General features: G+C 48.6%; 12 protein-coding genes. 10 read left to right on the top strand and 2 right to left on the bottom strand.

Annotation, left to right across the window (positions count from 1 at the left end):
* Positions 1 to 104: 104 nt before the first annotated feature.
* On the bottom strand, positions 105 to 7124 hold the full coding sequence (locus ACWQXP_RS13715; protein WP_454063438.1) for a two-partner secretion domain-containing protein: 7020 nt from the start codon (positions 7122 to 7124) through the stop codon (positions 105 to 107).
* 112 nt (positions 7125 to 7236) lie between these two features.
* The gene (locus tag ACWQXP_RS13710; RefSeq protein ID WP_454063437.1) at positions 7237 to 8106 is read right to left on the bottom strand and encodes a hypothetical protein; all 870 of its coding nucleotides are present in this window, start codon (positions 8104 to 8106) and stop codon (positions 7237 to 7239) included.
* A gap of 1215 nt (positions 8107 to 9321) precedes the next feature.
* Between ACWQXP_RS13710 and ACWQXP_RS13705 the strand changes: the two genes are divergently transcribed.
* The 10 genes from ACWQXP_RS13705 to tssM all read left to right on the top strand — a co-directional run bounded on the left by ACWQXP_RS13705 (position 9322) and on the right by tssM (position 23853).
* Positions 9322 to 10272, top strand: a complete 951-nt coding sequence (locus tag ACWQXP_RS13705; RefSeq protein WP_454063436.1) for an LPP20 family lipoprotein — start codon at positions 9322 to 9324, stop codon at positions 10270 to 10272.
* A gap of 33 nt (positions 10273 to 10305) precedes the next feature.
* A complete protein-coding gene (locus ACWQXP_RS13700) occupies positions 10306 to 11505 on the top strand; it encodes a hypothetical protein (RefSeq protein ID WP_454063435.1) in 1200 nt (399 codons plus the stop codon).
* Positions 11506 to 11594: 89 nt separating this feature from the next.
* A complete protein-coding gene (locus ACWQXP_RS13695; RefSeq protein WP_454063434.1) occupies positions 11595 to 13514 on the top strand; it encodes a CHASE2 domain-containing protein in 1920 nt (639 codons plus the stop codon).
* A 17-nt stretch (positions 13515 to 13531) separates the two neighbouring features.
* Positions 13532 to 14467, top strand: coding sequence for a DUF4384 domain-containing protein (locus tag ACWQXP_RS13690; protein WP_454063433.1), 936 nt, complete (start codon positions 13532 to 13534; stop codon positions 14465 to 14467).
* Positions 14468 to 15024: 557 nt separating this feature from the next.
* Entirely contained in the window at positions 15025 to 16419 is a 1395-nt protein-coding gene (locus ACWQXP_RS13685; RefSeq protein WP_454063432.1) for a hypothetical protein, read from the top strand.
* A gap of 8 nt (positions 16420 to 16427) precedes the next feature.
* Positions 16428 to 17612: a type VI secretion system-associated FHA domain protein gene (locus ACWQXP_RS13680; RefSeq protein ID WP_454063431.1), complete on the top strand. Its 1185-nt coding sequence runs from the start codon at positions 16428 to 16430 to the stop codon at positions 17610 to 17612.
* Complete coding sequence (tssJ, locus tag ACWQXP_RS13675; protein ID WP_454063501.1) at positions 17590 to 18084, top strand: type VI secretion system lipoprotein TssJ; 495 nt, start codon at positions 17590 to 17592, stop codon at positions 18082 to 18084. The genes ACWQXP_RS13680 and tssJ overlap by 23 nt, the downstream gene beginning before the upstream one ends.
* Positions 18085 to 18177: 93 nt before the next feature.
* A complete protein-coding gene (gene tssK, locus ACWQXP_RS13670) occupies positions 18178 to 19518 on the top strand; it encodes a type VI secretion system baseplate subunit TssK (RefSeq protein ID WP_454063430.1) in 1341 nt (446 codons plus the stop codon).
* A 4-nt stretch (positions 19519 to 19522) separates the two neighbouring features.
* Positions 19523 to 20221 carry a type IVB secretion system protein IcmH/DotU gene (gene icmH, locus ACWQXP_RS13665; protein ID WP_454063429.1) on the top strand — a complete coding sequence of 233 codons (699 nt, stop codon included), beginning with the start codon at positions 19523 to 19525 and terminating at the stop codon, positions 20219 to 20221.
* The gene (tssM, locus tag ACWQXP_RS13660; protein ID WP_454063428.1) at positions 20218 to 23853 is read left to right on the top strand and encodes a type VI secretion system membrane subunit TssM; all 3636 of its coding nucleotides are present in this window, start codon (positions 20218 to 20220) and stop codon (positions 23851 to 23853) included. The genes icmH and tssM overlap by 4 nt, the downstream gene beginning before the upstream one ends.
* Positions 23854 to 23863: the final 10 nt, after the last annotated feature.

The raw sequence follows: 23863 nt of genomic DNA, 5'->3' as shown, positions 1-23863 counted from the left end.
CGAAGGGGAAAGCGGATGCTTGCGAGTCCTTACAGAATAATCTCGTGAGGACCATAGAGGTAGATGTCTGTATTGGTGGAGAACCATGAACAGCCATTGAATCATCATGAACGACAACCACCTTGACCAACGGAAGTAAAGACGGCAAGAGGTTCCGTATCCAAGACTGGAAGCCCAAGCCGAGAAGCCATGGGCGTGAGAGAGGGACGTGAGTGTTGCAACAGATCGTCGCCGGGCTTGTTTTTTAGTAGCGGGGTGAGCAGATAGTCGCCCGGTTCAAACGGAATTCGATCTCGTCCACGAAGGCTCAAGCTACTAAATTCTCCACCCTTTTGTGCCGCACACTGTTCGCCATACAACGCCGCTGTTTGAATAATGGTTTCTGGCAGTGGAGCGATCGCACCGCTGAGATTTTGAAGTGCTGAAGCGACAGTGATAATGCCACTCGCTCCGAAACTTGAAGTTGCATCGATCGTGCTAAAGGCGTCACGAAGAAACACATTACTTATTAAATCGATGTTTCCACCAGTTCCTGCGGTGGCCTGAGCAAGAATTTGGCTGTTTTGAATAATTATAAATTCTGGATCAAGGCGAATATTCCCGCCAGTCGTTTCGTCTCCACCACCCACTGAACTTTCAAGCTTACTGTTGAGAAGGTGAATCATAAAGTCAGCATTAAGTTCTATGTCTCCGCCAGATGCCTGTGTAGCTGTTGTTGTCACGTTGCTGTTTTGAGTAAGACGGAGAGTGCCTGCTGCTTGCAATTTAACCGTACCCGCATTGCCTTTTCCTGCACTTGATGCAGATACATCAGTACCGTTGCGGAGAAGAAGTTGTTCGTTACCGAAATTAGGGTTACGGGCATTTGTCTGTCCGCCAGTGATCGTAATATCGCCACCAATCTTTTCTCCATTTGGATCTTTGACTTCTGCGGAAACCGTTGTGGAATCAAGGACAGTCTTTGTGAGTCCTGCAATCTTGATCGAGCCACCTTTGCCAGAAAAGGCCTCTGTGGTGATTTTGGTGTTGGTGCTTTCAAGTACTTTGGTGGTTGTGACGTCGACATTGCCGCCATCCCCAGGACCTGTAGCTTGGGCCGATATTGTTGTGTTGTTTGCTAACGTAATGTCGCCGGCGGCATCAATCATAATTAATCCAGCGTTACCGGTAGATCTAGAGTCACTGAGGATGGTGGTGTCCATAATTGTGACGGGTCCAGCGACGGGACTATTTTGACCTTCAATTATAACTTTCCCCGCATCGCCGGCTCCCGAACTGCTACTTGTGATGAGAGCCCCATCTGATAAAAATGAGTCCGTCTTTACATTGACGTCTCCAGCGTTCCGGCTCCCAGTTGTCTCAGTTTCGATTCCACGGTTCTGGTTCTCACCTCCAAGGCCAGTGATGGTCGTCGATGGACCTTTGAGGGTTACATTTGCGAGATCATCATTCGCCATACCTGATGGTGCATCATGTACCGTAGCGACGATGCTGGAGTCTGTGACTGACAGAGAGGTGTTAGTCGTCCCATTTGAGGTAATCGTAATAATGCCGCCGGTTCCTGCTCCATTGGAGGCCACGGCCGTGCTGATGTCGGTGTTATTCAAAACAATGGTCCCAGCTGTGTCGACAGGGGCGTTTGGCGTGGCACTGTCTGCCTCAATGGTCACACTTCCCGCGTTTCCAGAGTTCGCGGCTGCCCCTGTGTTGCTGCTACTGATCTGGACGCGAGTGGTCGGTTGCCCACCCACCTGGATAGCAAGGTCGCCAACTTGGGTGATAAGGGCTCCGACTTGGACGTCGATGTTACCGGCATTCCGTTCGCCGGTGCTTTGAGCGGTAAGGCCTCCGCCGGTGATCGTAAGGTTGGGGGTCTCTACTCTGATATTCCCGGTGGGTGTGAGCAACACTGTCGTCGGGTCAGGGATATCCGTTCCATTGGCGACGTCAGCCGAAAGGGTACTGTGATCCAATCTGATTGTGTCAGTAGTCCTTAGCGTAATGGTTCCGCCTTCGCCGGTGCCGTTAGCCGCGGTAGATATGTCGGTGTTAGTGAAGGCAAAGGAGGTCGGGGTAGAGCCAGTGCTTGCGCCGGTGTTGATGAAGATATCTCCTGCATTGCCACTGCCTGTGCCACTACTACTACTACTACTGATTTTTGACCGGGCGTCGTCGGTTGCCGTGGGCGCTGCGCCATCGTTGACTGTCACGATGTCTGCATTCAGCCGGATCGTGCCGGCATTGCGACTGCCACTGGTGGCGGCGGTCACGTCACTGCCATTGGTAAGGGTGAGAGTTGGGGCTGTTACAGTAATGTTGCCGGTGGAGATTGCAGCCGGATTGTCGGTACCCCCAGCCACATCGGCCGCAATAAAAGAATCATCTAAGCTAATGGTCTGGGAGGCGGCCAGTTCAATCGTCCCGCCTTCGCCAGTGCCATGGGCGGCGGTAGAAATATCGGTGTTGGTGAACGCTAAGCTGGTTGGGGTGGATCCAGCGCCAGGAGAGCCGGTGTTGATAAACACATCGCCGGCATTGCCACTGCCTTCACCACTACTGCTGCTGAGCTTGACGGTCTCGATCGAGGGACCAGCATTGGTCTCAAAAGCCCCGACTTGCACGGTGACTTGGCCGGCATCGCGCGAGCCAGAAGTTTCTGCGGTGAGGCCGCCTCCAATGATTGTGAGTTTCCCGGGGGTCTCGATCGTAATGTCGCCTCGGGCCGTCGCGGTATTATCATCGCTCGTGGCATTGTGGACGTTGGCGGAGAGGGTAGTATCGGTGAGGGTAATATCCTCACTGCTCTCGATGATGATCGGGCCCCCTTCGCCATCGCCGTTGAACGCGGCATTCATGGGATCGGCGGCGGCCGTGCTGACCATGGTGTTAGCTAATTTGATCGTACCTGGGACGGCGGTGGGATTAGTTGTCGTACTGCCCGGTCCCCCAATAGTGACTTGGCCGGCGTTGCCCGCGCCCGCCGTGGCACTGGTACTGCTGCTGCTTAACTGGACGGTCTCGATCGTGGGTCCGGCTTTGGTCTCTAGGGCGCCGACCTGCATGTTGACTTGCCCCGCATTGCGGGTCCCAGTGGTTTTAGCCGTGAGACTCCCACCTTGAATGGTTAAATTTTGGGGGGTGGTGATGGTGACGCTGGCGGCAATCGAGGCGGAGTCAGAGGCGTCTGACATATCAACGTTATGGACGTCGGCCGAGAGCGTGGTATCGGTGAGGGTAACGGCTTGGCCCCCACGCAGCTGGATCGTACCGCCTTGGGCATCGCCGCCGACTGCAACCGAGCTAGCAATTGTCGTCTCAGCGAGATTGATGTTACTTGGGACGGCCGTGGGGGCCTCTGGCGTGGTGCCGGGGCCGCCGATGGTGACGCGACCGGCGTTGCCACCTCCGGTCTGCAGACGGGTGCTACGACTACTGAGGATGACGGCAGACTCACCCTTGCTGGTTTCCAGTTCTCCGACGGCGAGGGCAACCTGCCCGGCATCGCGCGAGCCAGAAGTTTCTGCGGTGAGGCCGCCTCCAATGATCGTGAGTTTCCCGGGGGTCTCGATCGTAATGTCGCCTCGTGCCGTCGAGGTATTATCGCCCGCGGCATTATGGACGTTAGCGGAGAGGGTGGTGTCGGAGAGGGTAATCGTGTCACTGCTCTCGATGATGATCGGCCCCCCTTCGCCATCGCCGTTAAACGCGGCATTCGTGGGATCGGCAGCGGCCGTACTGATCATGGTGTTTACTAAGTCGATCATGCCCGGGACAGCGGTGGGATTAGTTGTCGTACTGCCCGGTCCCCCAATAGTGACTTGGCCGGCGTTGCCCGCGCCGGGCTGCGCACTGGTACTGCTGCTGCTTAATTGGACGGTCTCGATCGTGGGGCCGGCGTTAGTCTCAAGGGCGCCCACTTTTAATGCCACTTCACCCGCGTCGCGGGTGCCGGTGGTTTGAGCCGTCAGGCCCCCACCTTGAATGGTGAGTTTTTTCGGCGTTGTCACTGTCACGCTGGCCACGGTAGTATCACTGTTGCTCGCGCGATCGTGCACGTTGGCTGAAAGGGTGGTGTCAGTGAGAGTAATGTCTTCATCGCTCAGGAGCTGAATCGTGCCACCTTCCCCATCTCCACCTGTAGCGACGGTCGTTGCAATCCTTGTATCGGTAAGGTTCACTTCAGGTGCAGTGGTGGTATCGTTCTCTGGGGCTTGAATGGTAACGGTGCCAGCATTGCCGGAGCCGGTCGACGGGCTAGTGCTACTGCTGCTGATCAAGACACCGGTGGTCTGTGTGACATCATCCGGATCGACGGGAATGCGCACAGGCCCAGCCCCGGTCGAGGTCAAACTGGCAACCTTCATCGTGATTGAGCCGGCGTCGCCAGTACCGGTTGTATCGGCCTCAATTCTGGCGCCGTTATTGAGTTGGACCCCCTGGGAGGCGAGGGTGATATTGGCAGGATTCAGTGAGCTATCACCAATGTTGTCTTCCGACATGTCTGTATTCTCTCCTCGACCTTGCCCGCGCAAAATAGTCTGGATAGATGTGTCAGTAAGGCTGACGCTGGCTGCGAGGCTATTCTCATCACCGGTTCCTAAAAGAGTAACCGTTCCGGCGGCTCCTGAGAGGGCACTCGCGTTAGTGCTCTCTGTTCCGCTGCTACTGGTGACTAATACTCCTGTGGTTTGAGGAGGGTCAGTTTCCGCGAGTGGGATACGGATGTCGCCGCCTTTAGTTCCGTTTGAGGTCAGGTTCGCGACCTTCATTGTGATAGTGCCGGCATCGCCAACACCTGAGGCATCGGCCGACAGACGTGTGCCATTATTAAACGTGATGGTACTGCCCTGTACGAGGATGTCGCCTGCGGTGGCCGTTCCATCAGTACTTTCTCCTCCACCCGTCAGGGACGTGCGGACGGCTGTATCAGTGAGGTTGATGCTATTCGCAGTGGTACCCCCTTCCCCCGTGCCTTGAATATTGATCTGTCCAGCACTGCCGGAGCTTGTCGACGGGCTACTGCTGCTACTGCTGATGAGTACGCCTGTGGTGTCTGTGGTGTCAGTCGGATTATCCAAATCCAAGCCAATTCGGATTGCACTTTCGCCCTGGCCGGGTTGTGTCGTCAAGTTCGTAACATTTAGCTCAATAGAACCAGCATCGCCTGCGCCAGTTGTATCTGCCTGAATTCTGGTGCCATTTTCGAGTTTGAGGTTTGTGGCTCTGATGATGATGTTGCCTCGCTCGTTAGCTTGGCCTTCACCTTCGAGAGTGGTTCGGACAGTGGTATCATTGAGTGCGACTAGGGATGCAGCTCGGATCCCATTATCATCAACATCCTTCCCCTGTATTATCACTTGCCCAGCAGCACCGAATGGGCCATCTGGAGTGAAACTAGTGCTGCTGATGAGATTTCCGGTGAAGGGAGAATCCTGAATTCTGTCATCAAGTTTAACTCGGTTGGGCCCGGACTCGGTAATAAGTGCCCCAATGTTTAATGTGACATCTCCAGCGTTGCCGAGAGTAGAGAGAGTGCTGTCACGACGCGGTCCTGCGTCGGAGGCAATCGAAACTCCGTTGGCTAGCCGAAATTCGTTAGCTGTGAGTGTAATATTCCCTCCGTTTGCAAGCCCCCGCGCGGTGCTGTTTATATTTACTTTATTTTTCATATTAATAACATTCGCTTCGATAGTTATCTCTCCTCCAGCGCCGAGGTTTCCTGCGTTGTCAGTTTCAATTGTCGATTCATTCTGAATAACAACCAAGCCAATATCTTTGGCAGGTACAGGAGTAGAGTTTTCATCAAGTAGAACTGTGCCGTAGGGAAGTTGAGTGACATTAAACTCAACAGAACCACCCTGGCGGGTTTGTCCCGCGACAGCAGTAATACGTGTCGGTAAACCACTGGCATCCGCTTCCTGGTCTATGCGACCTATCTCTACACGGCCAGCGTTGATGTTTAGGTTTCCTCCGTTGGCGATATTTACATCTAATGATGCGCTATTCATAGCTTCTGGAGCCACGTCTAGGTTGATAGTGCCTTCTCTAAAGATAAAGTTTCCCGTCTCAAATAGAATATCACCCATATTTCCTGTAGAGGTGTTATTTGCAAAAACAGAGCTATTTTTAATTGATATTGACTCTTTGGCAAAGACGTCGATTGCTGGGTTGGTAGGGTTACTGCCAGGGGTGTTCTTGGACGCTTCTATAGTTGAAGAATTTTCAATTATGAGTTCGCCGCCACGGATTAAAATGCTTCCTTGTCCAGATCCTACTACATTTATTTCCCCGTCTTGCATTTTGATAGTACCCAAAGAATCAAAGCCTACTCCACGAAAATCCGAAAGGTTTAGTGGAGTTAAAGGAACTTTCCCATTAGAATTAATATTTGGGGTACCCACACTGACTATGTTGACTTTTCCATTTTGGCTTAGAAGAGCCCCTTCTTTTATTTCTATTCCTGGAATAGTGCTAGATCCTTTTGGCACATTTCGCCCTACGAAAAAGGTTTGCGCACCTTTAGTATCAAGGCTCTTAATGGTTATGTTTCCTTCCGGCGGAGCATTAGTAAACCCAAATGAGGCTACATTAGCAGTTATCAATTCTGACGCTTGTCCAACCGTCGTATTAAAGTCAAATATTCCTCCCCCGATTTCAAGCTTATTGGCAGTACTAGCATAAAATGATCCATCTATGTCTAATGTGGCATTCGGGCCAAATAAGATACCCTTGGGATTAAGTAAAAATACATCGGCTGAATCAATTGTTGAAGCAATGGTTCCCATAATCTCTGATTGTCCACCAGTAACTCGACTGACAATGTTTTTGATGCCTGCTGGCCCACTAAAATTGGCAGTCTTATTAGCATTAATATCAAACTGAGAAAAACTGAAAAAAATGTTTTTCCCATTATTAGATAACGTCCCAAGATTTTCAGTTATATTGTGATCGAACATAGAACCATCAGGACCCACAAGATCACCCATACTTCCTCCAAGAGTACCATCGAGAACAACCTGGGCATGAACAAAGGTTGGACTGATACCTTGAAAAATGAAAACTGCAGCAATCACAGCTCTCAGAACCTTTGATAAAGCCCTTAGTTCCCTGGATGAAGATCCCATCTTGACTCTCCTAACGGGTAAATTGGATAAGCACAGATACGTCCTTATCTTCCCTTGAGTGTAGATCCAGCACACGATTAAAGCTCCCTTGAGATTTGTTATATTGCCCAATCTAAGCTTTGCAATTGGTTTTAAGTCTGACAACTGCCAATATAAACACTCCAGTTATGAAGAGTAGTGCAGTTGAGGGTTCTGGGATTTCTGGCACATCCCTAACTGCGAAGGTAGCACCTAACACCTCTCCCGGTTGCCCCCCCACTTCTCCAACGAATAAAAATAACGTGTTGCCGTTGGTCGCGTTGCCTCTGCTTACACCCAGAGGCCCAAAGCTAGCTTCCAACTGTGCATTATTTGAACCGAACGGATCATTTGGGTCGAGACCTGGATCCACGCGATCTCCAAGAGATAAAAACCCAAAGGCATTTGGGGGGATTCTGCCATCTGCGTCACCTAAAACCGTGAGCGTTGCAGTCCCTTCGTCCACTCCATTCCCGGTAGAAGGAGGAAACTCAGAACCAAATGTGGGTCGTGATGCAGTGGGTTCTAAGCTAGATGTATTAGTGGGGCGAGTCGACCCAGGGGCGAATCGGAAAAAGTCAGGATTGATTCTATCTGGTATGCCGTTAACCACATCATTCATCGATAGATCTCCATTGCGATCCAGGAAGATCGCATCGACATCGAATCCAGAAAATATCCCGTTGGCTCCGCCTGTCGTGGTTCCATCATCCTCTACCGTGATTGCGCCAATCCTATCGACATTTTCGTCGTCTAGTGCTTTGGCACTCATATTGTTCGCATTACGAGCTAGATTAGGAGACCTAAAGACACGGGTGCCAGTGCCGGTGCCGCCGACGAAAAATCCAAGATCCTTAAATTCGGATGGCGTGAGAGAGGCTCCCCATACAAGAGTCGGAGCAAGAAACATAAACAGAATCGAAGAAAGTGTAAATTTCCAGGGTTGAGGATTAGAAAGTTGCATCTGAGCACCTCCAGAAGAGTAAAAATAGAGGACTTACTATCAAGAAAACTAAATTTAGCTAACCAAACATTAATTTCTACTGTCAGCAGTTTTCATATAATCACCTATCTATTCCTCAGTGGTGTGTTGCGGCAATATCTTTTGCTTGTGCCGTAGTAACAACTACTGTCCATCCCGTCGAACATTTGCAATCTCTGAAAATTAAACTATCTCATATTCAGCAGTGCTTTTGAGCATAGTTAATCTGTCTGTAGAATGAAAAGTATTGCCACCTCCATGTGACTAACAGGAAGAAAAGCAGTACAAGTTTACGGTTGTGAAATTAATAGTCAAGAAAAAACTCTTCCTTCACTAAAGAAAGATTTTATCTCCTAAATTCAGGAGCAATTTTAGTACCGATTGTCCATTCTTTATGCAGGATGACTTCTGAGATAAAAACATTCATGAATGTTGGCAAAATGCATGTTGTATGGTTGGATTTATCTTTTGAATTTCCCGAAAGAAGTTGCGATGTTATCCAATTGGATACAGGTTGTATCTTTTTGGATAACATGTATGTCAGAGGGTAAGTTCGTTAGGTTCTAGACTTGTTGCTTTGTTAATGTATTGACTTTCTAACTTGACCCAGAGTTTGTAATAGTATTTTATTCAATAGCACTCCTGCCTTTTTAATCCCGTCTCTAAAGTTGTGTCGTTTAGCTTTTAAAATGTTGAGAATTGGTTTCAAAGAATTAGATCCGCTTGTTTTGTTTATGTTTCCGAGTCAGTTGCATCTTTGTTTATATGCAGTCCGCTCGTTCTAAAACTTTCTATACATTAACCGTATACCGAATCTAAACGTTATTCTTGATGGGATTTGGTTTCGTGGTACAGGGCTTGCTCATTCTGAGAATAGAATTACGGTTACGGGGTTTCACTATTCGGTGAAAGTTCGACAGGCTTACTATGAATTGATTGGCGAGGCTTTTTAGGATATGAGGGTGTCTGGATGAACCCAGGGTAAGCACTTCGACAGTCTTAACTCAGGGGGCATACTCTGAAGGGCCATTCGACAGATTCATGCTGAGCCTGTCGAAGCATCATGGCATGCTCAGGGTAAGTTTCTTGATGAATGATTTCTGAGTTTGTTGAATGTGAAGAAATCTTAGAAATGATTGCGTGAATCAATGGAGTGGTTTTCGGTTCGGCAATTTCTGTTTCGAAGGAGGGTCGATAATGAAAAAGAGTAATTCAAATCCAACGCGGGTTGTCATGACGCTTCTCTTGTTAATTTCAGTTGGGATTGTGCTTGGATATTCTGGTGTTCCCTTGGCTCAGTCTTTAAAATCCGATGCCTTTATTGTTGATCATATTCCGTCGAAAGGTGAAGTGGATTGGACGAACGGGGCAATTCGTGCCACGGGGATAGGCGTGCCGCCTGCTGACGCGGTGAGTGCGCGGCATGCCCGAGAGATGGCAAAACGTGCTGCTCGTGTTGTTGCCTATCGGAATTTGTTGGAAATTGTTCAGGGGGTTCGTGTGAATTCCCATACACTGGTTAAAAACTATATGGTCGAACAGGATACGATCAACACGAAAGTCCAAGGGATTATTCACGGTGCTCGAGTGATTCACGAAGAGGAATTTCCAGATGGTTCATTTCAGGTTACTGTTGAAATGGGATTGAATTCTGAGCTCTCGTCAGCGTTGTCTCTATCCCCGGCGGAACCACGTAGGCCCATTTCATTCCCACCGAACCTCCTTGCTCCAGAGATTCATCCGTCTCTCATTCCAGGTGATCTACATACTGGACCGATCTCAGGTACTCCATCTCCTGAGGAGGATTCCATGTACACTGGATTAGTTCTGGATGCACAGGGATTTCAAGTTCAACGAGCGATGAGTCCTCGAGTTGTCATGGAAGATGGGCGTGAGGTGTACAGTGCCGAGTATGTGAAAAAGGCCGTAGCCGAGTCTCAAGGTATTGTGGCCTATGTAAGGGGTCTGTCAGCAGCAAAGGAACATGCTCGTGTCACCAATGTACCGTTAGAAGTGAAGGTGCTTCGAATTGATGGAGATAATAAGACGGATTATGTGGTGAGTGATGCTGATGCACAGATGCTGCATGTGGTTCCTGAACATTTTGAGTTTCTTGAAAACGCAAGAGTGTTAGTCGTGTTGGATTGATCCTTCGACCCTTCGGCAAGCTCAGGGCTCAGAATGATGGTTCGTCCTTCGACCCTTCGGCAGGCTCATGACTTAGGTCTCAGTATGATTGTTCGTAACCTTATCTGGACTCTTTGGGTGTTCTTTGCGCTGCCTCCAACAGGGGTTTTGGCTCAGGAATCAGGTCGGCATCATCAAGCGGTTCTTGATCAACATGCCATGGGGTCTGTCAATTGGACAGATGGAACTGTCTTGGCTAGTGGATTTGGTATCTCTCCTCCAAACGTAGTTGCAGCTGCAGCTGAGGCTATGGCGGAACGTGCGGCAATGTCTGTGGCGCTACGAAATCTGTTGGAAATTATTCAAGGCATTCAAGTTGATGCTGAAACGGTCGTAGAGAAATTGATTGTAACGAAGGATGAAATTAATACGCGAGTTCGGGGTGCAATCAGAAATGCCAAGGTCATCGAACGCACGGTTCATCCAGATGGTAGTGTGGAGCTGAAAGTCTCGATGCGTTTACATGGAAGGGATTCTCTTACGTCAAGTCTTCTCGAGGAAAAAACGTTTTCTCAGTCTTCCTTGTCTGCCAACCTCCCACACGGACAGTACTCTGGCGTGGTGTTCGATGCGCGGGGATTTCGACTCAAGCCCGTCGTGTTTCCTACGGTCGTGGATGAACATAAACGGCTTGTCTATGGTCCCGACGTGGTTTCGCGAACAGCTGCAGAGGACTACGGTCTCGCTCAATATATGCTGCTTGAAAACTCGAAGCTTTCGCTCCCAATGAACCATGTCATTGGCGTTGTTGAAAAAAAGAAGAAGACAAATTCCTTAGGCCGCGTGGGAGCTAAGCCTCTTCGAATCAAAGGGCTCAAGCGATTAGGAACCTTCAATGCCAACATTATGATTAGCAATGCCGATGCGCAAAAGATTCGTCAGGATTCATCGATTCTCCGTGCATTGAATGGTGCCAAGGTGATTATCATCACAGATCCTCTGGTTGCAGGAGTCGAAGGACGACTCTTTAATATTCCTGAATTCTTGGTTTTGGACTCACGGTATTCGAATGAACTTGTTCGTTCTTCATTTTCAGGTAATAGAAAGATGAGCAGGAATTCTCGACAATGTGCGGTCCTTTCCTCTCCCCCAGATGTGTTACCCGTCATTTGCGACTCTAGAGCATATCGAGTGCCTATTGCATCTGATCTACGATTTCTTTATGGATGCGGGATAACCACTGTCTTACGGTGATGCCTCTGGTATGACGTCAGGCGATATTGGAAGTAATCATGGGAAAAGGTGAATTCTGCACGTGAGTGTCCTAGATATTCAATAGATTTATGATTGTTCGTGGAAAATCACGCCACGAGCTGTGCGTTGGGCTCTGGCTCAGCATCGGCATTACGCTTGTCGTTCTTTTTTTCTATCGCATTGATGGGTTTGAGTGGTTGGAGCGGCGCACATACGATATGCGAGTTCAATTGAAAGGTGAACCTGATCTCCAAACATCAATTGTCATGGTCGAGAACGATGAGGCGACGATTGAACATCTTGGAATGTCTCCCAGTAAAGTGTCACGGATCCATTATGCGCAGGCGATCGAGCATCTTCGTGCTAGCGGTGCAGCCCTAATTGCGTTTGATATGGTGTTTTCAGGACGCACAGTTCCTGCGGAAGATGCGGCGCTGAGCCAGGCCATTCAGCAGGCTGGGAATGTCGTTCTTGCGCGATATATCGGAGCGGGTGATCACGTAAGTCCGCTTGAAACATTTCGGAAATATGAGTTGGGAGAAGGGCTGATCAATCTCTCTCTCGATACAGATGGCGTGCTCCGTTCGATTCCATTCCTTGGTGTGAGCTATGCCAACACACAGCTCACACCGTTCATCACATTCGGAGCAGAAGTGGCGCGTCTCTCTATAGATCCGACTGGGCAATTTCCGTTGGATGTCACTGTTCCAGACGTTGCGACATTTGGTCCGATAGAGATTCCATATCCTCAAGGCAAAATGTTCATCAATTTTTACGGTCCTCCTGGAACGTTTCCTTCCATACCATTATGGCGTGTTGTGAAGGGAGAATTTGATGCTGATGACGTGAAAGGTAAAGTTATTCTGGTAGGAGGCACAGCCGTGACGTTGCATGATTATTATCAAACACCATTTGGCAAAGGAACTGTCAAAACTCTCTCGCAGTCTCATGCTGAAAGCGAAGGACGACTGATGGCCGGATTAGAAGTCCACGCAAACGTGGTTCAAACTATACTCGACAAATCGTTTGTCCATCGCTCGTCCTCTAGTACCGTCCAATGGAGCCTCGCAATGCTAGGTGTGTGTTGTTGGATCTTTATCATGGTCTATCCGACCAACGCGACTCAAGTGTCAGTCTTTTCACTACTCCTTCTTGTGCTCGTGGTTGTGGTGTCCGTTGCGCTCTTTAACGTGCGACATTTTTGGTTGGATGTTGCGCCATTCGTGTCGCTCGTCAACGCACATTATGGGATTGGGATGGCGTATCAACGGTATCTGATGTCACGACAAAAAGAACAACTACGGTCGATGTTTTCTCAATATATGTCGCCTGTGATTGTGGAACATCTATGGAATAGACGTGAGACTCTCTTGCATGGAGATGGTCACCGGTCTCAGGATCTTACAGTGACGACATTGGCGGTTGGACTGGATGGCGTTTCTATCGCAATGGATCATCTCGGACAAAAGCAGATCTTAGAATGGACCAACGATTACTTTGAAGAAATCGAACAAACTATCATGCACTATCGTGGCGTCGTTGAGGACTATGCGCAAGATGGACTTCTTGTACATTTTGGAATTCCCGTTCCGCGTGAATCTGAGCGTGAGATTCGTCAAGATGCCCAGAATGCCGTTCAATGTGCATTCGCCATTCATGCCGTTCTTGCCAAAATTCATGCAAGGTGGAAAGGTGATAAGCTCCCCCCATTGGATATGTACGCTGGAATCTGTACGGGCTGTGCCACGATAACCACAGTAGGCAGTCGTGGACGATTAAAATTCACCACATTAGGAACACCTGTTCGCATGGCCCTTTGCCTTAAGCGTGTTGCCTTCGATTTATCCAGGGATCAGTCCACTCCCAAGATCATTTGTGGAGTTGAGACTATCCCGTATGTAGATCAGAGCTGTCTCATCAAGCCATTAAACGAGATTCATGATGATATCGATAATCAGTCATTTCTACCGTATCAGGTGCTCGCAGTGGAGCCTGTGCGTGTGCCCTAGTGAGGAAGGAGGGTGTGATGGAAGTCAAAAATATATTGTCGCGATTGGTCATCATTGTTTCGTTGTTCGTCACTCCAATGTATATTCAGAATGTATCCGCAAATGAGCTTGAGGCTGTGGAAGGTCTGGGGTGTTATGCCTATGGAGATGATGAAACGCCAAGTGACGCAAAAGCGAAGGCCATGGCACGTGCTCGAGAGCAAGCCGTCAGTGGTTATAAGGTTTGGGTGGAATCGTCATCACAGGTTGAAGATTTTCAACTAAAAAAAGACTCTATTCATAGTATTAGTGCCGGTATGTTGGAGCAGGTTCATATTAAAGATACGACCAAGACAGGTCAGGAGATCTGTATTCGTATTACAGGGGTACTCGATCCAATGTCAGTCACACAAGAACTTGCGAGAAGGAAAAAGCTCAAGCAGCGCAAGGATGTCTTGATGTCTCCGTCTCTTAATCCCGGCCCTTCAACTGCGCTCAAAATTTGGTTGAATAATGCTGACGGGCGATACGTGGACAATGAACCTTTAGTCGTTTATGTGCAATCGGATAGAGATGGATATCTAAAGTTAGACTACTTCCAGGCTGATGGGAAAGTGGTTCATTTAGTCCCAAATCTGTTCCGAAAGCAGGCGAGGATTCGGAAAGGTGAGATCTATGAATTTGGAGGAGAAAATTCTGCTGAGCGTTTTATCATTGCCCAACCCTTTGGAGACGAAGTGATTAAAGCCTTTGTCAGCACACGACCATTTTCCCAAGAGCTCGTATCTGAGGACGTCGTCAGTGAGGGCGAGGCATATGTTCGTGCCTTAGAGAGGAATCTAGAAGGGATCCGTCATCAAGAAGGCACGCGGGGTGTAAAGGTTTTACTCGGGGCCTCAGCCGCCATCTTCACTAAAAGTCAGGAGATTCTCGACCTGGAGCGTGCACTCACAGTAGAAAAACCTCGTCAATAGCTTGTTACTTATCCAGAAAGCTTTTCCATTGTCTCGTTCGGCTATCCTCAATCGTTTATTCTCTCAAACAACACGAAACTTCACGCTTTCTCTGTCGCGTATCTGATCAGATACAAGCTGTATCTGTTTAGATACAGTCTTCTGGATGTGTCTTAGGGACACAGAGATTTTAGGTGCCTGTTCCATTATCTCACCCATTGTATTGTCACGTTCGCTTGAAGTGTTCGATTCACTAGATATCAGCACAATCTGAATTGGCACATTTCTTGGTTTCTTGAGCTTAACAGCAGTTTGGCAATAAACGCTTGTTCTTTTTAATTGGCATCAAAAAAGCATATTGGGAATAGCACGGAAGAACGTAATGGTCTTGAAGTGGGGAGGTTCCATCATGTTCGTTGGTATCAAGGCAAAGGGATTCGATGATATCACATGATCCTTATTCCTACTTTATTCCTCATTCACGGCCAGGATCCCGCCTTGCTGTTTTACCTACATCAAATAGCTCTTGGCATCTGCCGAAGAAGGAGCCTCCTCTCTGTCCGGAACAGCAGTCAACGATGAGTCAGCCCACTCCTCAGATCGAGAAGATTTATTCTTCTTCACTTTCCTGGTTTCCCTGGGAGGCGTTTTGTGATCTTCTTAGTGGCGCCTCATGGCCTGACGTGTGTGCGAATTGGACGGAAGAAGAGGTCTTCACCGATGCACGCGTGGATCTTCCTTCCTTAGCAATTCGTTTTACGAAATGTTCACAATTTCATTTTGCTGATTCTGGGGGTGCCGTGGCGCCTTTGGAAACCCTCTGGCTCAAATGGCGTCTTTTGGCGACAGTCAGTGGGGCGGTACTGCGAATTCATTCAGAAACTCAACGACCGCTACTGAATATTCAGCCAGATAATCTTTGCATACTGTTTCCTGAAAATATCGATCCTCTGCTGCCATCTCGTTGGCAATTCACGGTCCAAATTGCCGATTCAAATTCTGCCGTACCCGTAGTTCCTGACGGCTTGCCTTCAGGTGTAGACGTGATGCTGTTCAGGCCGACAGCAGGGATGGAGGAAAGTTTTCAATCACCGGAAATTCGTTATTGGCCGTTAGGACAATCTGAGGTTTCCACCGTCTTGATCCGTTCACTGGAACAGATTCGCCACAATACCTCGTTGTCCGAACCTGTTCAGGGAATAGTTCGTCTCCACATATTAGGAGATAAGTTTTCTGTTACGGAATTTTCCGACCAAGATATGTTCCGGGTCACACTGTCCATGACAAATGGGAACACGAGTTCGATTGCGGTGTGGGGGAAAAAGGTCGGATCAGTTGAGCGAGGGCTTATTATCGATGGCAAGACGGAGCCAATAGATATGAGGACGTGGGAATGTCTTCAGTCCCTACAACACGACGTCTGGAATCAAACACGGACTCTTGTGTATCGATCCTTTCATGTTCCCAGCGATCTGTACAGCCTCGGAATGCTGTCGCTCCATGCAGTCTTACGTACCAGAGGCCCGGAGAAGCAGCGTGTGGTGTCTCTCCTTCCTGAAGTGATGGAGGCGATACAAAAGATTGTGAAAAGTGTCGGGCCTGAGAATCCAGAGCTTCTTCATGCGAGATTATGTTCTCTCTTGAAAGAGTATGGAGGGGTGTTTAGCAAGCGAGCGTTGTTATATCCAGGAGTTTCTGCGCAAGCCGGTGCGATGAAGGTTTCTGATGATGTATGGGACAAGGTCCTGCTCTTTGCGCTTCGCTTAATGACGAGAGTTCCAGGGTTCAGCTTTTGTCATCATGCTGGCGACTACGTAAAGAATCAGCCGCACTGTTTGATGGAAGACGTGATGTCCGAAGTCATGAGCATTGGTGAGGACTTGAGCAAGGAATTATTTAAATCCCAGCAGCGTAACAGGGAAATCTTGAGTGTCTGTCAGCAACTCCGTCAGGAACGTGCACGCGTCAACTAAGACTGCCGATGGAATTTTATCTAGCCATGAAAGCCGGTGCGGATGTGCTGCCTCCATCATTGGAGAATGTGTTGAGCGCCCCGGTTATCAAGCTTGGTCGAGGTGAAGTCAATGATGTGGTGTTGCCGGATGCTCGTCGGCTCGTCTCGTCTCGACATGCAGAAATTCGTTCTTCACATGATCAATGTGTTTTGCAAGATGTCGGGAGTACGAATGGTAGTCAACTGAATGGTGAGCTGTTGGAAACGGGAAAAGCTTATCCACTGTCGAAAGGTGATGAAATCGGGATTGGTCCATATGTCCTAGTCTTTCATCCTGCAGATGTGACTCAACAGTTGACCGGCGTAAACGATGATTCGGATGCCACGATTTGTCTATCGTCAAGCTCTTCACGTTTCGAGCTTGTGGTCGAACAATTGAGGACCCTCTCACGAAAACTGATTGATCAACAACCCCATGAACGAGTGACGGCCTTAAAAAATGTGCTGACCGAAGCGACCGCAGGATTGGAGCCGCTGGAAGCTGAGAGCCTGCTTGCCTATGTCGAAGCAACATTTCCTGACACGGAATACCAACAGGAACAGATCCTCACAACACTGTCCGCTCAATCGAATTATGTTGAGACGCACGCACCAAAAGTTTCTCAATCTTTCACATCCCGTGCTGTGAACTCAGCTCGTGTTGAAGCGCTGCTCACCGTATTTCTTCAAGCGTTAACTGATGCATTGAATGCCAGACGTATCTTTCAGCAGGAAATGGAAGTCGAAGTGACGAGAATTTTATCGAAGAATCAAAATCCAATAAAGTGGGCAGATTCTACTGAGGAAATTACATCCTATCTTTTTGATCAACAACGATCTGATGCCGACTTTGAAGTTGTTCTGAGACAGTTACGCGAAGCTCTGCAAGATCTCGCCTTGCAACCAATGGGAGTCATGGCGGGATTGCGCGAATGTGTGAGGGGAATCCTCCGGCAGCTAGATCCGGTGACACTTGAATCGGAGGCGAAACGTTCGACTTTCAGGCTGAATCCACTGTTTTCGGGGGTGCTGAATAAGGGCCGCGCGTGGGATCGATTTATTACAAAACATCAAAGCCTTCTGAACGAAGAGGCCAATACCATGAAACACGTCCTGCGCGAAGATTTCGGGAAAGGATACCTCAGTGTCTATGGTCAGCAAACGTCGCAATAATCACTGGTTGATGTGGGCGCTATGTGGAGGGATGCTATCCCTGCTTGTTGCGTGTGGTTCGACCAAACAGGAACTCGAGCTGATCATGCATTCAACGAATCGGTTGAATCTGACAGAAGGAGGACAACCATCCCCACTGGTTGTCCGTATCTATATCTTGCGGTTCAAGGATCGATTTCATCAGTCTACCTTCAAAGAGCTGTGGAAACGAGACTCAGAGGTTCTTGGCGATGGTCTGATACGACGAATGGATATGACGTTGAAGCCAGATGACGAACATATTGTCGAGATGACGGCGGATCAAGAAAAAGAAGAAAACTACATCGGAATTATGGGTCTGTTTCGTAAGCATATACCAAATATGTGGCGAATGCTTATTCCGATTGAAGAGCCTGGATTTTTTTCATTTGGTACACCAGAAGTGAAGCTTCGTTTTGACGAGAACAGCCTACGACCGTTTGACGATGATTAATCGGCTAAAGAAAGCTTGTGCCTAACCACTGAGATACAGGATTGCAGATCGAGTGATGGACATTTTGAACTAACTCAAAAGGGATAGCCGTTCATGGATGCACGACACAAGATTGTATGGAGTGAGGGGATGCTGTTGACTCCTCATCATTTCCAGCATTGGGATCGGTACTATGAAGGTTTGTTGTCAGACAAAATTCAAGGACTGATGCCTTTTGGTTGGGGAGTATGTGAGATCGATATCGATCGTGACGGGCTTGCCAACGAGAACTTTACATTGCTGGGGTTACGTGCTGTGTTGCCTGATGGGTTACCAGTTCGGATTCCTGACTTGGATGTTACGCCACAAACGCGTCCGATCGGAGAATTCTTCCTGCCTTCGCTAGAACATCTGGATGTGTATCTGGGCATTTCCATGGAACACGTGGGAATGAATAATTGTGATCTCGGAAATACTGCCAGTTCAAGACGATCACGATATACCGGGGAGTACGTGTCGCTTCCCGATCAAAACACTGGAGAAAATGCTCGAGAGCTTATGGTGGCGAGAAAAAACTTACGCGTATTCTTTTCAGGGGAAGACATGCCAGATTCATGTGTTATGAAAATTGCGGAACTTATTCGCACACCCGGCGGGACGGTGGTCATACGTGATGCCTACATTCCTCCGTTGCTGTGGATGTCTGGATGCGAGTCGTTGATGCGAATAGTGAGATCGTTATTGGAGCTTCTGGTGTCGATGGGTAGCGCCCTAGCCGATCAGCAACGTGGGATACGTGAGCATGGAGGCATGGATCTCTTACGTTTTTCCATGCTGCATACCATTTATTCATATATTCCGATCTTATCTCATTACACCCACGTCGGTCGAATTCATCCGGAAGGGTTGTACCTGACATTAGCAAGATTGTCTGGAGAACTTGCCGTCTTGTCATCAGATTCACACCCAAAGGATTTGCCGGAATATGAACACACGAATTTGAACCGATCCTTTCGTGAATTAGATCATCGAATTCGCAATGTAGTGGAACACATCACGCCTACGCGATATGTCACGATCCCTCTTGAGAAACGAGGTGAATATCTGTGGGTGGGGCGGATCGCAGACGAAGCCTTACTTAATAAGGGACAATTTTTCCTGTCTGTGGTCGGTGGTGACTCTGAAGATCACCTTCGCTCAATGATACTAAAGCGAGTGAAGGTTGGAGCGGTGGATGATATGGACCTGATTCTGAATGCCGCTATGCCTGGGATAAAGTTTCATCATATTCCCAGACCGCCGGCGAGTATTCCCTCGAAGACTGGCTATCAATATTTCAGTTTGGAGAACCATGGAGGCTTTTGGGATCGCGTGAAGAAGGCTCAAATCCTGGCGGTGTACCTCCCGAGTGATGTGCAGGGGGTCGAACTGGAATTGCTTGCCACAAAAGAGTAAAGCCATGCCACAACTGACGCAATCATCTCAAGGTGTCCTCGTCGATATCTTTTCCGACTTATTCGTACTTGGGACCCAAGTCAAATATGCGCGGGACCTTGGTTCTCCAGATTCGTTTCGCATACGTCTTGAGCAGTTACTACATGACGCAGACGGGAAAGGCGTGGAAATCGGGGTCCCTCGTGATGTGTTGCTCGATGCTCGTTTTGCTGTGATTGCGTTTTTGGATGAGATGATCTTTAGCTCTGGATGGGCGCATAAGGAAGAATGGGCGTCCCGACCCCTACAATACCAATTTTTTGAAACCAACATCGCCGGGGAAGAATTTTTCAATCGTTTGGAGTCATTGCGAAAAGCACTCCCAGTTGATCCTGATTTGCTCGAAGTGTATTTAATCTGTCTCACGTTGGGCTTTGAAGGTCAGTACAAGGTTCATGGACGAGAGCGCTTGAAAGATCTTCGGCATGATCTGTTTCGTGAAATTCACGCAAAGCGAGGAGGTCCCTCGCCGTTATCTCCACATAGTCAACGGCATGAGGAAATTATCGATGTCGTCAAGCGGGATCTGCCTGCATGGATCGTCGCCGTTGGTGCGGTCTCCATCGTGTTCTTCTTTTACGTGGCGCTTTCGGTGTTGATTCATCAAGAGAGTCTGAGCGTGGCAGATCGAATACACACATTAGCGGTACAGGCCAATCCATGAGAAGATTTTTCTCTCTTCCGAAAAACCTGTTTTTGGCTCTCTTGAGTCGACCACACCTGCTGGTTGCGATTGGCGTCATCCTGTTATGCCTGTTGATTTGGTTTGGCGGAACATCGCTCGGGCTGCAAGATGACCCCGTCAAAATCGTCTTAATCGGAGGAATTCTTCTCTCCTGGATCTTACTTCTCGTTTATGATCGTTACCGTGCGAAGCAGGGTGCGCGGTTGTTGGAGCAATCACTTCATCAGCAAAGCGAAGAGTTTGGAAGCCAAGCGACTAGCGATCAAAAAGACGAGATTGAAGCCGTACGAACGCAGTTTCAGAAAGCCATGTCCACGCTCAAGCAGACGAAGTTAGGGAAACAATATCGTGGACAATCCGCCCTTTATGCGTTGCCATGGTACATGTTCATTGGCCCCTCTGCATCCGGTAAATCCACGGCACTGAGAGAATCGGGTTTGCACTTCCCGTATCTTGGAGAAAATCGGAAAGGGGTGCAAGGCGTCGGGGGGACGCGTAACTGCGATTGGTGGTTCACAAGCGAAGCGGTGTTGTTGGATACCGCCGGTCGGTATACGACAGAAGAAGAAGATCGAGAGGAATGGTTTTCATTTCTCGACTTGCTAAAAAAATACCGAAAACACAAACCCATTAATGGCGTCATTGTAGCGATTAGTATCGCTGATTTGCTTCAAGGGACGGACCAGGATATTGAGTCTCATGCCAAAACCATACGTGAGCGTATTGATGAATTGATGACACGACTGGGTATGGTCTTTCCCGTCTATCTCGTGTTTACCAAATGCGACCTCCTAGACGGGTTTGTCCAGTTCTTTGGAAATCTTTCGGTTGCACAGCGCGAACAGATTTGGGGGAGTACCTTGAAGAGACGAACGGTGTCGGATGCGTCTCCTCAGGAACAATTTGACGGCGAGTTTTGTCAACTCTTGGAGACGTTGCAAACCTGGCGGCTTGAACGACTGATGTCAGCAAGAGGTTCAGAGAAGATCAGAGCGTTAGGGTTCCCTTTACAGTTTGCGACATGTCAGACAGCGCTTCATCGATTCGTCGAACTATTGTTTCATCAGAACCCGTATCAAGAAAGTCCCTTCTTCCGAGGGTTTTATTTTACGAGCGGGACCCAAGAGGGAAATCCTATCGATCGAATCATTCACACCGTGAGTGAAGCTGCTGGATTGCAGGGAGTGCAATCAGAGAAAGAGGAGCAAGGGGAACCCAAGAGTTATTTTATAAAAAACTTGTTTACCGACGTCATTTTCCCTGATCGAGGCCTGTCAAATCCTTCCTCGAGTGTGTTTCGTCAGCGCGGCTATGTGCGTGTCGCAGTCTTTGGGGCAGCCATCTTGGGTGTTGGATTAAGTCTTTTCGGATTCGCGTCGTCTTATTTGGGAAATAAGTTTCTGATTGGTTCGGTCCTTGATGAAGCTGTTGCCCTCCCTCTCATTCGAGGGGAAGGAACTCATGAACTCGATTCCCCTCAATATATCACCAGTATCACTGGTCTGGATCGTATGCGTGAGCGTGTGGAGCAACTGAGTAGTTATGACGAAGGATCGCTTCCGATTCGGTTATGGGGATTTTACGAGGGGGATCGTCTTGTCGAACCCTTGAAAACGCTCTATCGTCGGGAATTTGATCTGCTGGTAGCGCGGCCTGTGAAAAAGATCGTCGAAAGCCAACTGGGCCTATTTGCGCATGCTATCAGGTTTAGTGCGGACACAAGTTATGAAGCGAATCACTATTCGCTCTTAAAAGCCTATTTAATGATGGCGGACAACACTCATCTGGATTCTGAGTTTCTCGACCATCAACTTCAGAAGGTTTGGTCTCAAAGCCTCATTCCATCGATGTTTGCAGCTCAAGGGAACATGGAGGTATTTGTTGACTCGTTTAAACGGATCCTCCGTTTCTATAGTTATCACATGGCTGGCGATGCGACCATGCAAGCTGATCTGGATCAATCACTTATTCAAAAGGTACGTTCCTATTTACGACGTATTCCAGTCACGCAACGACTCTATGCACAAACACTCAATGGAGCGACAGAACCACTTGAACCGTTCTCTCTGGATGTTGCGCTAGAAGGAAAGGGTGAAGGCAGTTTAATAAGTGAATATCAAATTCCAGGGATTTATACGAGGAATGGATGGAAGGTCGCGTTTCGACCGACCCTTTCTCGAGTACTGAATGAGTTCAGCCGGGAATATTGGGTCTTGGGCGAAACCCAACCGTTAGAAGGCGAGGTGACCAATTCGGTTCAGGCGCTCTATTTCGGAGATTACTCGAAACACTGGCAACGGTTTCTTCAATCAGTGCACGTGCGTTCAGCTGGCACGGTGGAAGATGTCTTGACACTCATGGAGCAACTGAGTGTGCAACCGTCTCCCATTACGCTTGTCCTACAGCAAGTTCGCGTGAATACGGGGTTAATGCAAAATGCAATGATGCATATAGGCGATAGTGACTCAAGTTTTATACAAAAAATGAAACGTAAGTTGTTATGGGAGGAATCATTACCGGAAAGCTCAACGACAGCAATTGCGTTTGAAGATCCGGTATATCGAGAATTTCGGTCTATTCATCGCTTTGTCGATGTCCCGCCAGGTCAAGAGGATGACAAACCTCCGGTCTCGGAATATGTCGCTCAATTGCAAAACGTCCGGGCTGTTCTTCAAGCGGTCTTGCCCGACGGGAGCGTCGAAGATCCGATCGCTCTGGCTCAAGCCATTGCAGGAGGACAGGCGAACGATTTGACACGCCCGATGACGAAGGTTGAACAACTCAGTCTCAAGTTGGACCCACATATGCGACGTCTTGTCGAACCGCTCCTACTTGAACCTCTGACTATTGCGATGCGCAGTGTCATGAATCGTTCCTTGTCGGTGCTGAATGCGCAATGGGAGTCTGAGGTGTTTGTGCCGTGTCAGCAGACGATCGCTGGCCGTTATCCATTTCAACGGGCAGGCCAAGACGTGGCACTTAATGATGTGAGTCAGTTTTTTCATCCGCAAAGTGGTGTTCTCTGGGCCTTTTTCGACAAGCAATTGAAGCCCTTCATCCATCAAGGACAAGATGGATGGCGTCTCAAGCCTTGGCGTGGAGTTGTGCTTCCGATTTCAGAAACCGTCCTTCAAAAACTAGAACATGCGCGATTTCTTTCGGAGAGTTTGTTTCCATCTGGTCAATCCGGTCCTCATGTCGAATTTGATCTTTTTCCCTATCCTGACCAAGGACTCGCGGCTCCGTTGGTGAGTGAAATCCGATTGGCTCTCGGAGAGCAAGAAATGCTGTATCAGATGGGCCCTCAAGAATGGGAACAATTGGTGTGGCCTGGAATCTCTGGATCTGGCGGTGCTGCTCTTCAAGTCAAAGTGAATGGTGCCTGGGAGCCGCGTGAAGCGAAAGGCTGGTGGGGATTGTTTCGATTGTTGGACGGGGCACGAATAACGCCGATCAGTGATACCGCATTCAAGATCGAATGGGCGTTTCAATCAAGCAATTCCAAGATATTGCATCTTCGATACGATCTGAAAGCTCGAAGTGCAAGAAATCCGTTCCATCCCGATTTTTTCGAAAAGTTTTCCTGTACGTCGAGTTTAAAGCAGGTCTGAGGAAGGACGT

The sequence above is a fragment of the Candidatus Nitrospira salsa genome (assembly GCF_965152625.1).
This window is presented reverse-complemented; position numbering and strand designations above follow the sequence as displayed.

Bases quoted from the DNA above. Each gene is read 5' to 3' on its own strand.
- tssM (WP_454063428.1), top strand. From the start codon at position 20,218: ATGAGAAGATTTTTCTCTCTTCCGAAAAACCTGTTTTTGGCTCTCTTG.
- ACWQXP_RS13710 (WP_454063437.1), bottom strand. From the start codon at position 8,106: ATGCAACTTTCTAATCCTCAACCCTGGAAATTTACACTTTCTTCGATT.
- icmH (WP_454063429.1), top strand. From the start codon at position 19,523: ATGCCACAACTGACGCAATCATCTCAAGGTGTCCTCGTCGATATCTTT.
- ACWQXP_RS13690 (WP_454063433.1), top strand. From the start codon at position 13,532: ATGGAAGTCAAAAATATATTGTCGCGATTGGTCATCATTGTTTCGTTG.
- ACWQXP_RS13695 (WP_454063434.1), top strand. From the start codon at position 11,595: ATGATTGTTCGTGGAAAATCACGCCACGAGCTGTGCGTTGGGCTCTGG.
- ACWQXP_RS13715 (WP_454063438.1), bottom strand. From the start codon at position 7,124: ATGGGATCTTCATCCAGGGAACTAAGGGCTTTATCAAAGGTTCTGAGA.
- ACWQXP_RS13680 (WP_454063431.1), top strand. From the start codon at position 16,428: ATGGAATTTTATCTAGCCATGAAAGCCGGTGCGGATGTGCTGCCTCCA.
- ACWQXP_RS13705 (WP_454063436.1), top strand. From the start codon at position 9,322: ATGAAAAAGAGTAATTCAAATCCAACGCGGGTTGTCATGACGCTTCTC.
- tssK (WP_454063430.1), top strand. From the start codon at position 18,178: ATGGATGCACGACACAAGATTGTATGGAGTGAGGGGATGCTGTTGACT.
- ACWQXP_RS13700 (WP_454063435.1), top strand. From the start codon at position 10,306: ATGATGGTTCGTCCTTCGACCCTTCGGCAGGCTCATGACTTAGGTCTC.
- tssJ (WP_454063501.1), top strand. From the start codon at position 17,590: ATGGTCAGCAAACGTCGCAATAATCACTGGTTGATGTGGGCGCTATGT.
- ACWQXP_RS13685 (WP_454063432.1), top strand. From the start codon at position 15,025: ATGAGTCAGCCCACTCCTCAGATCGAGAAGATTTATTCTTCTTCACTT.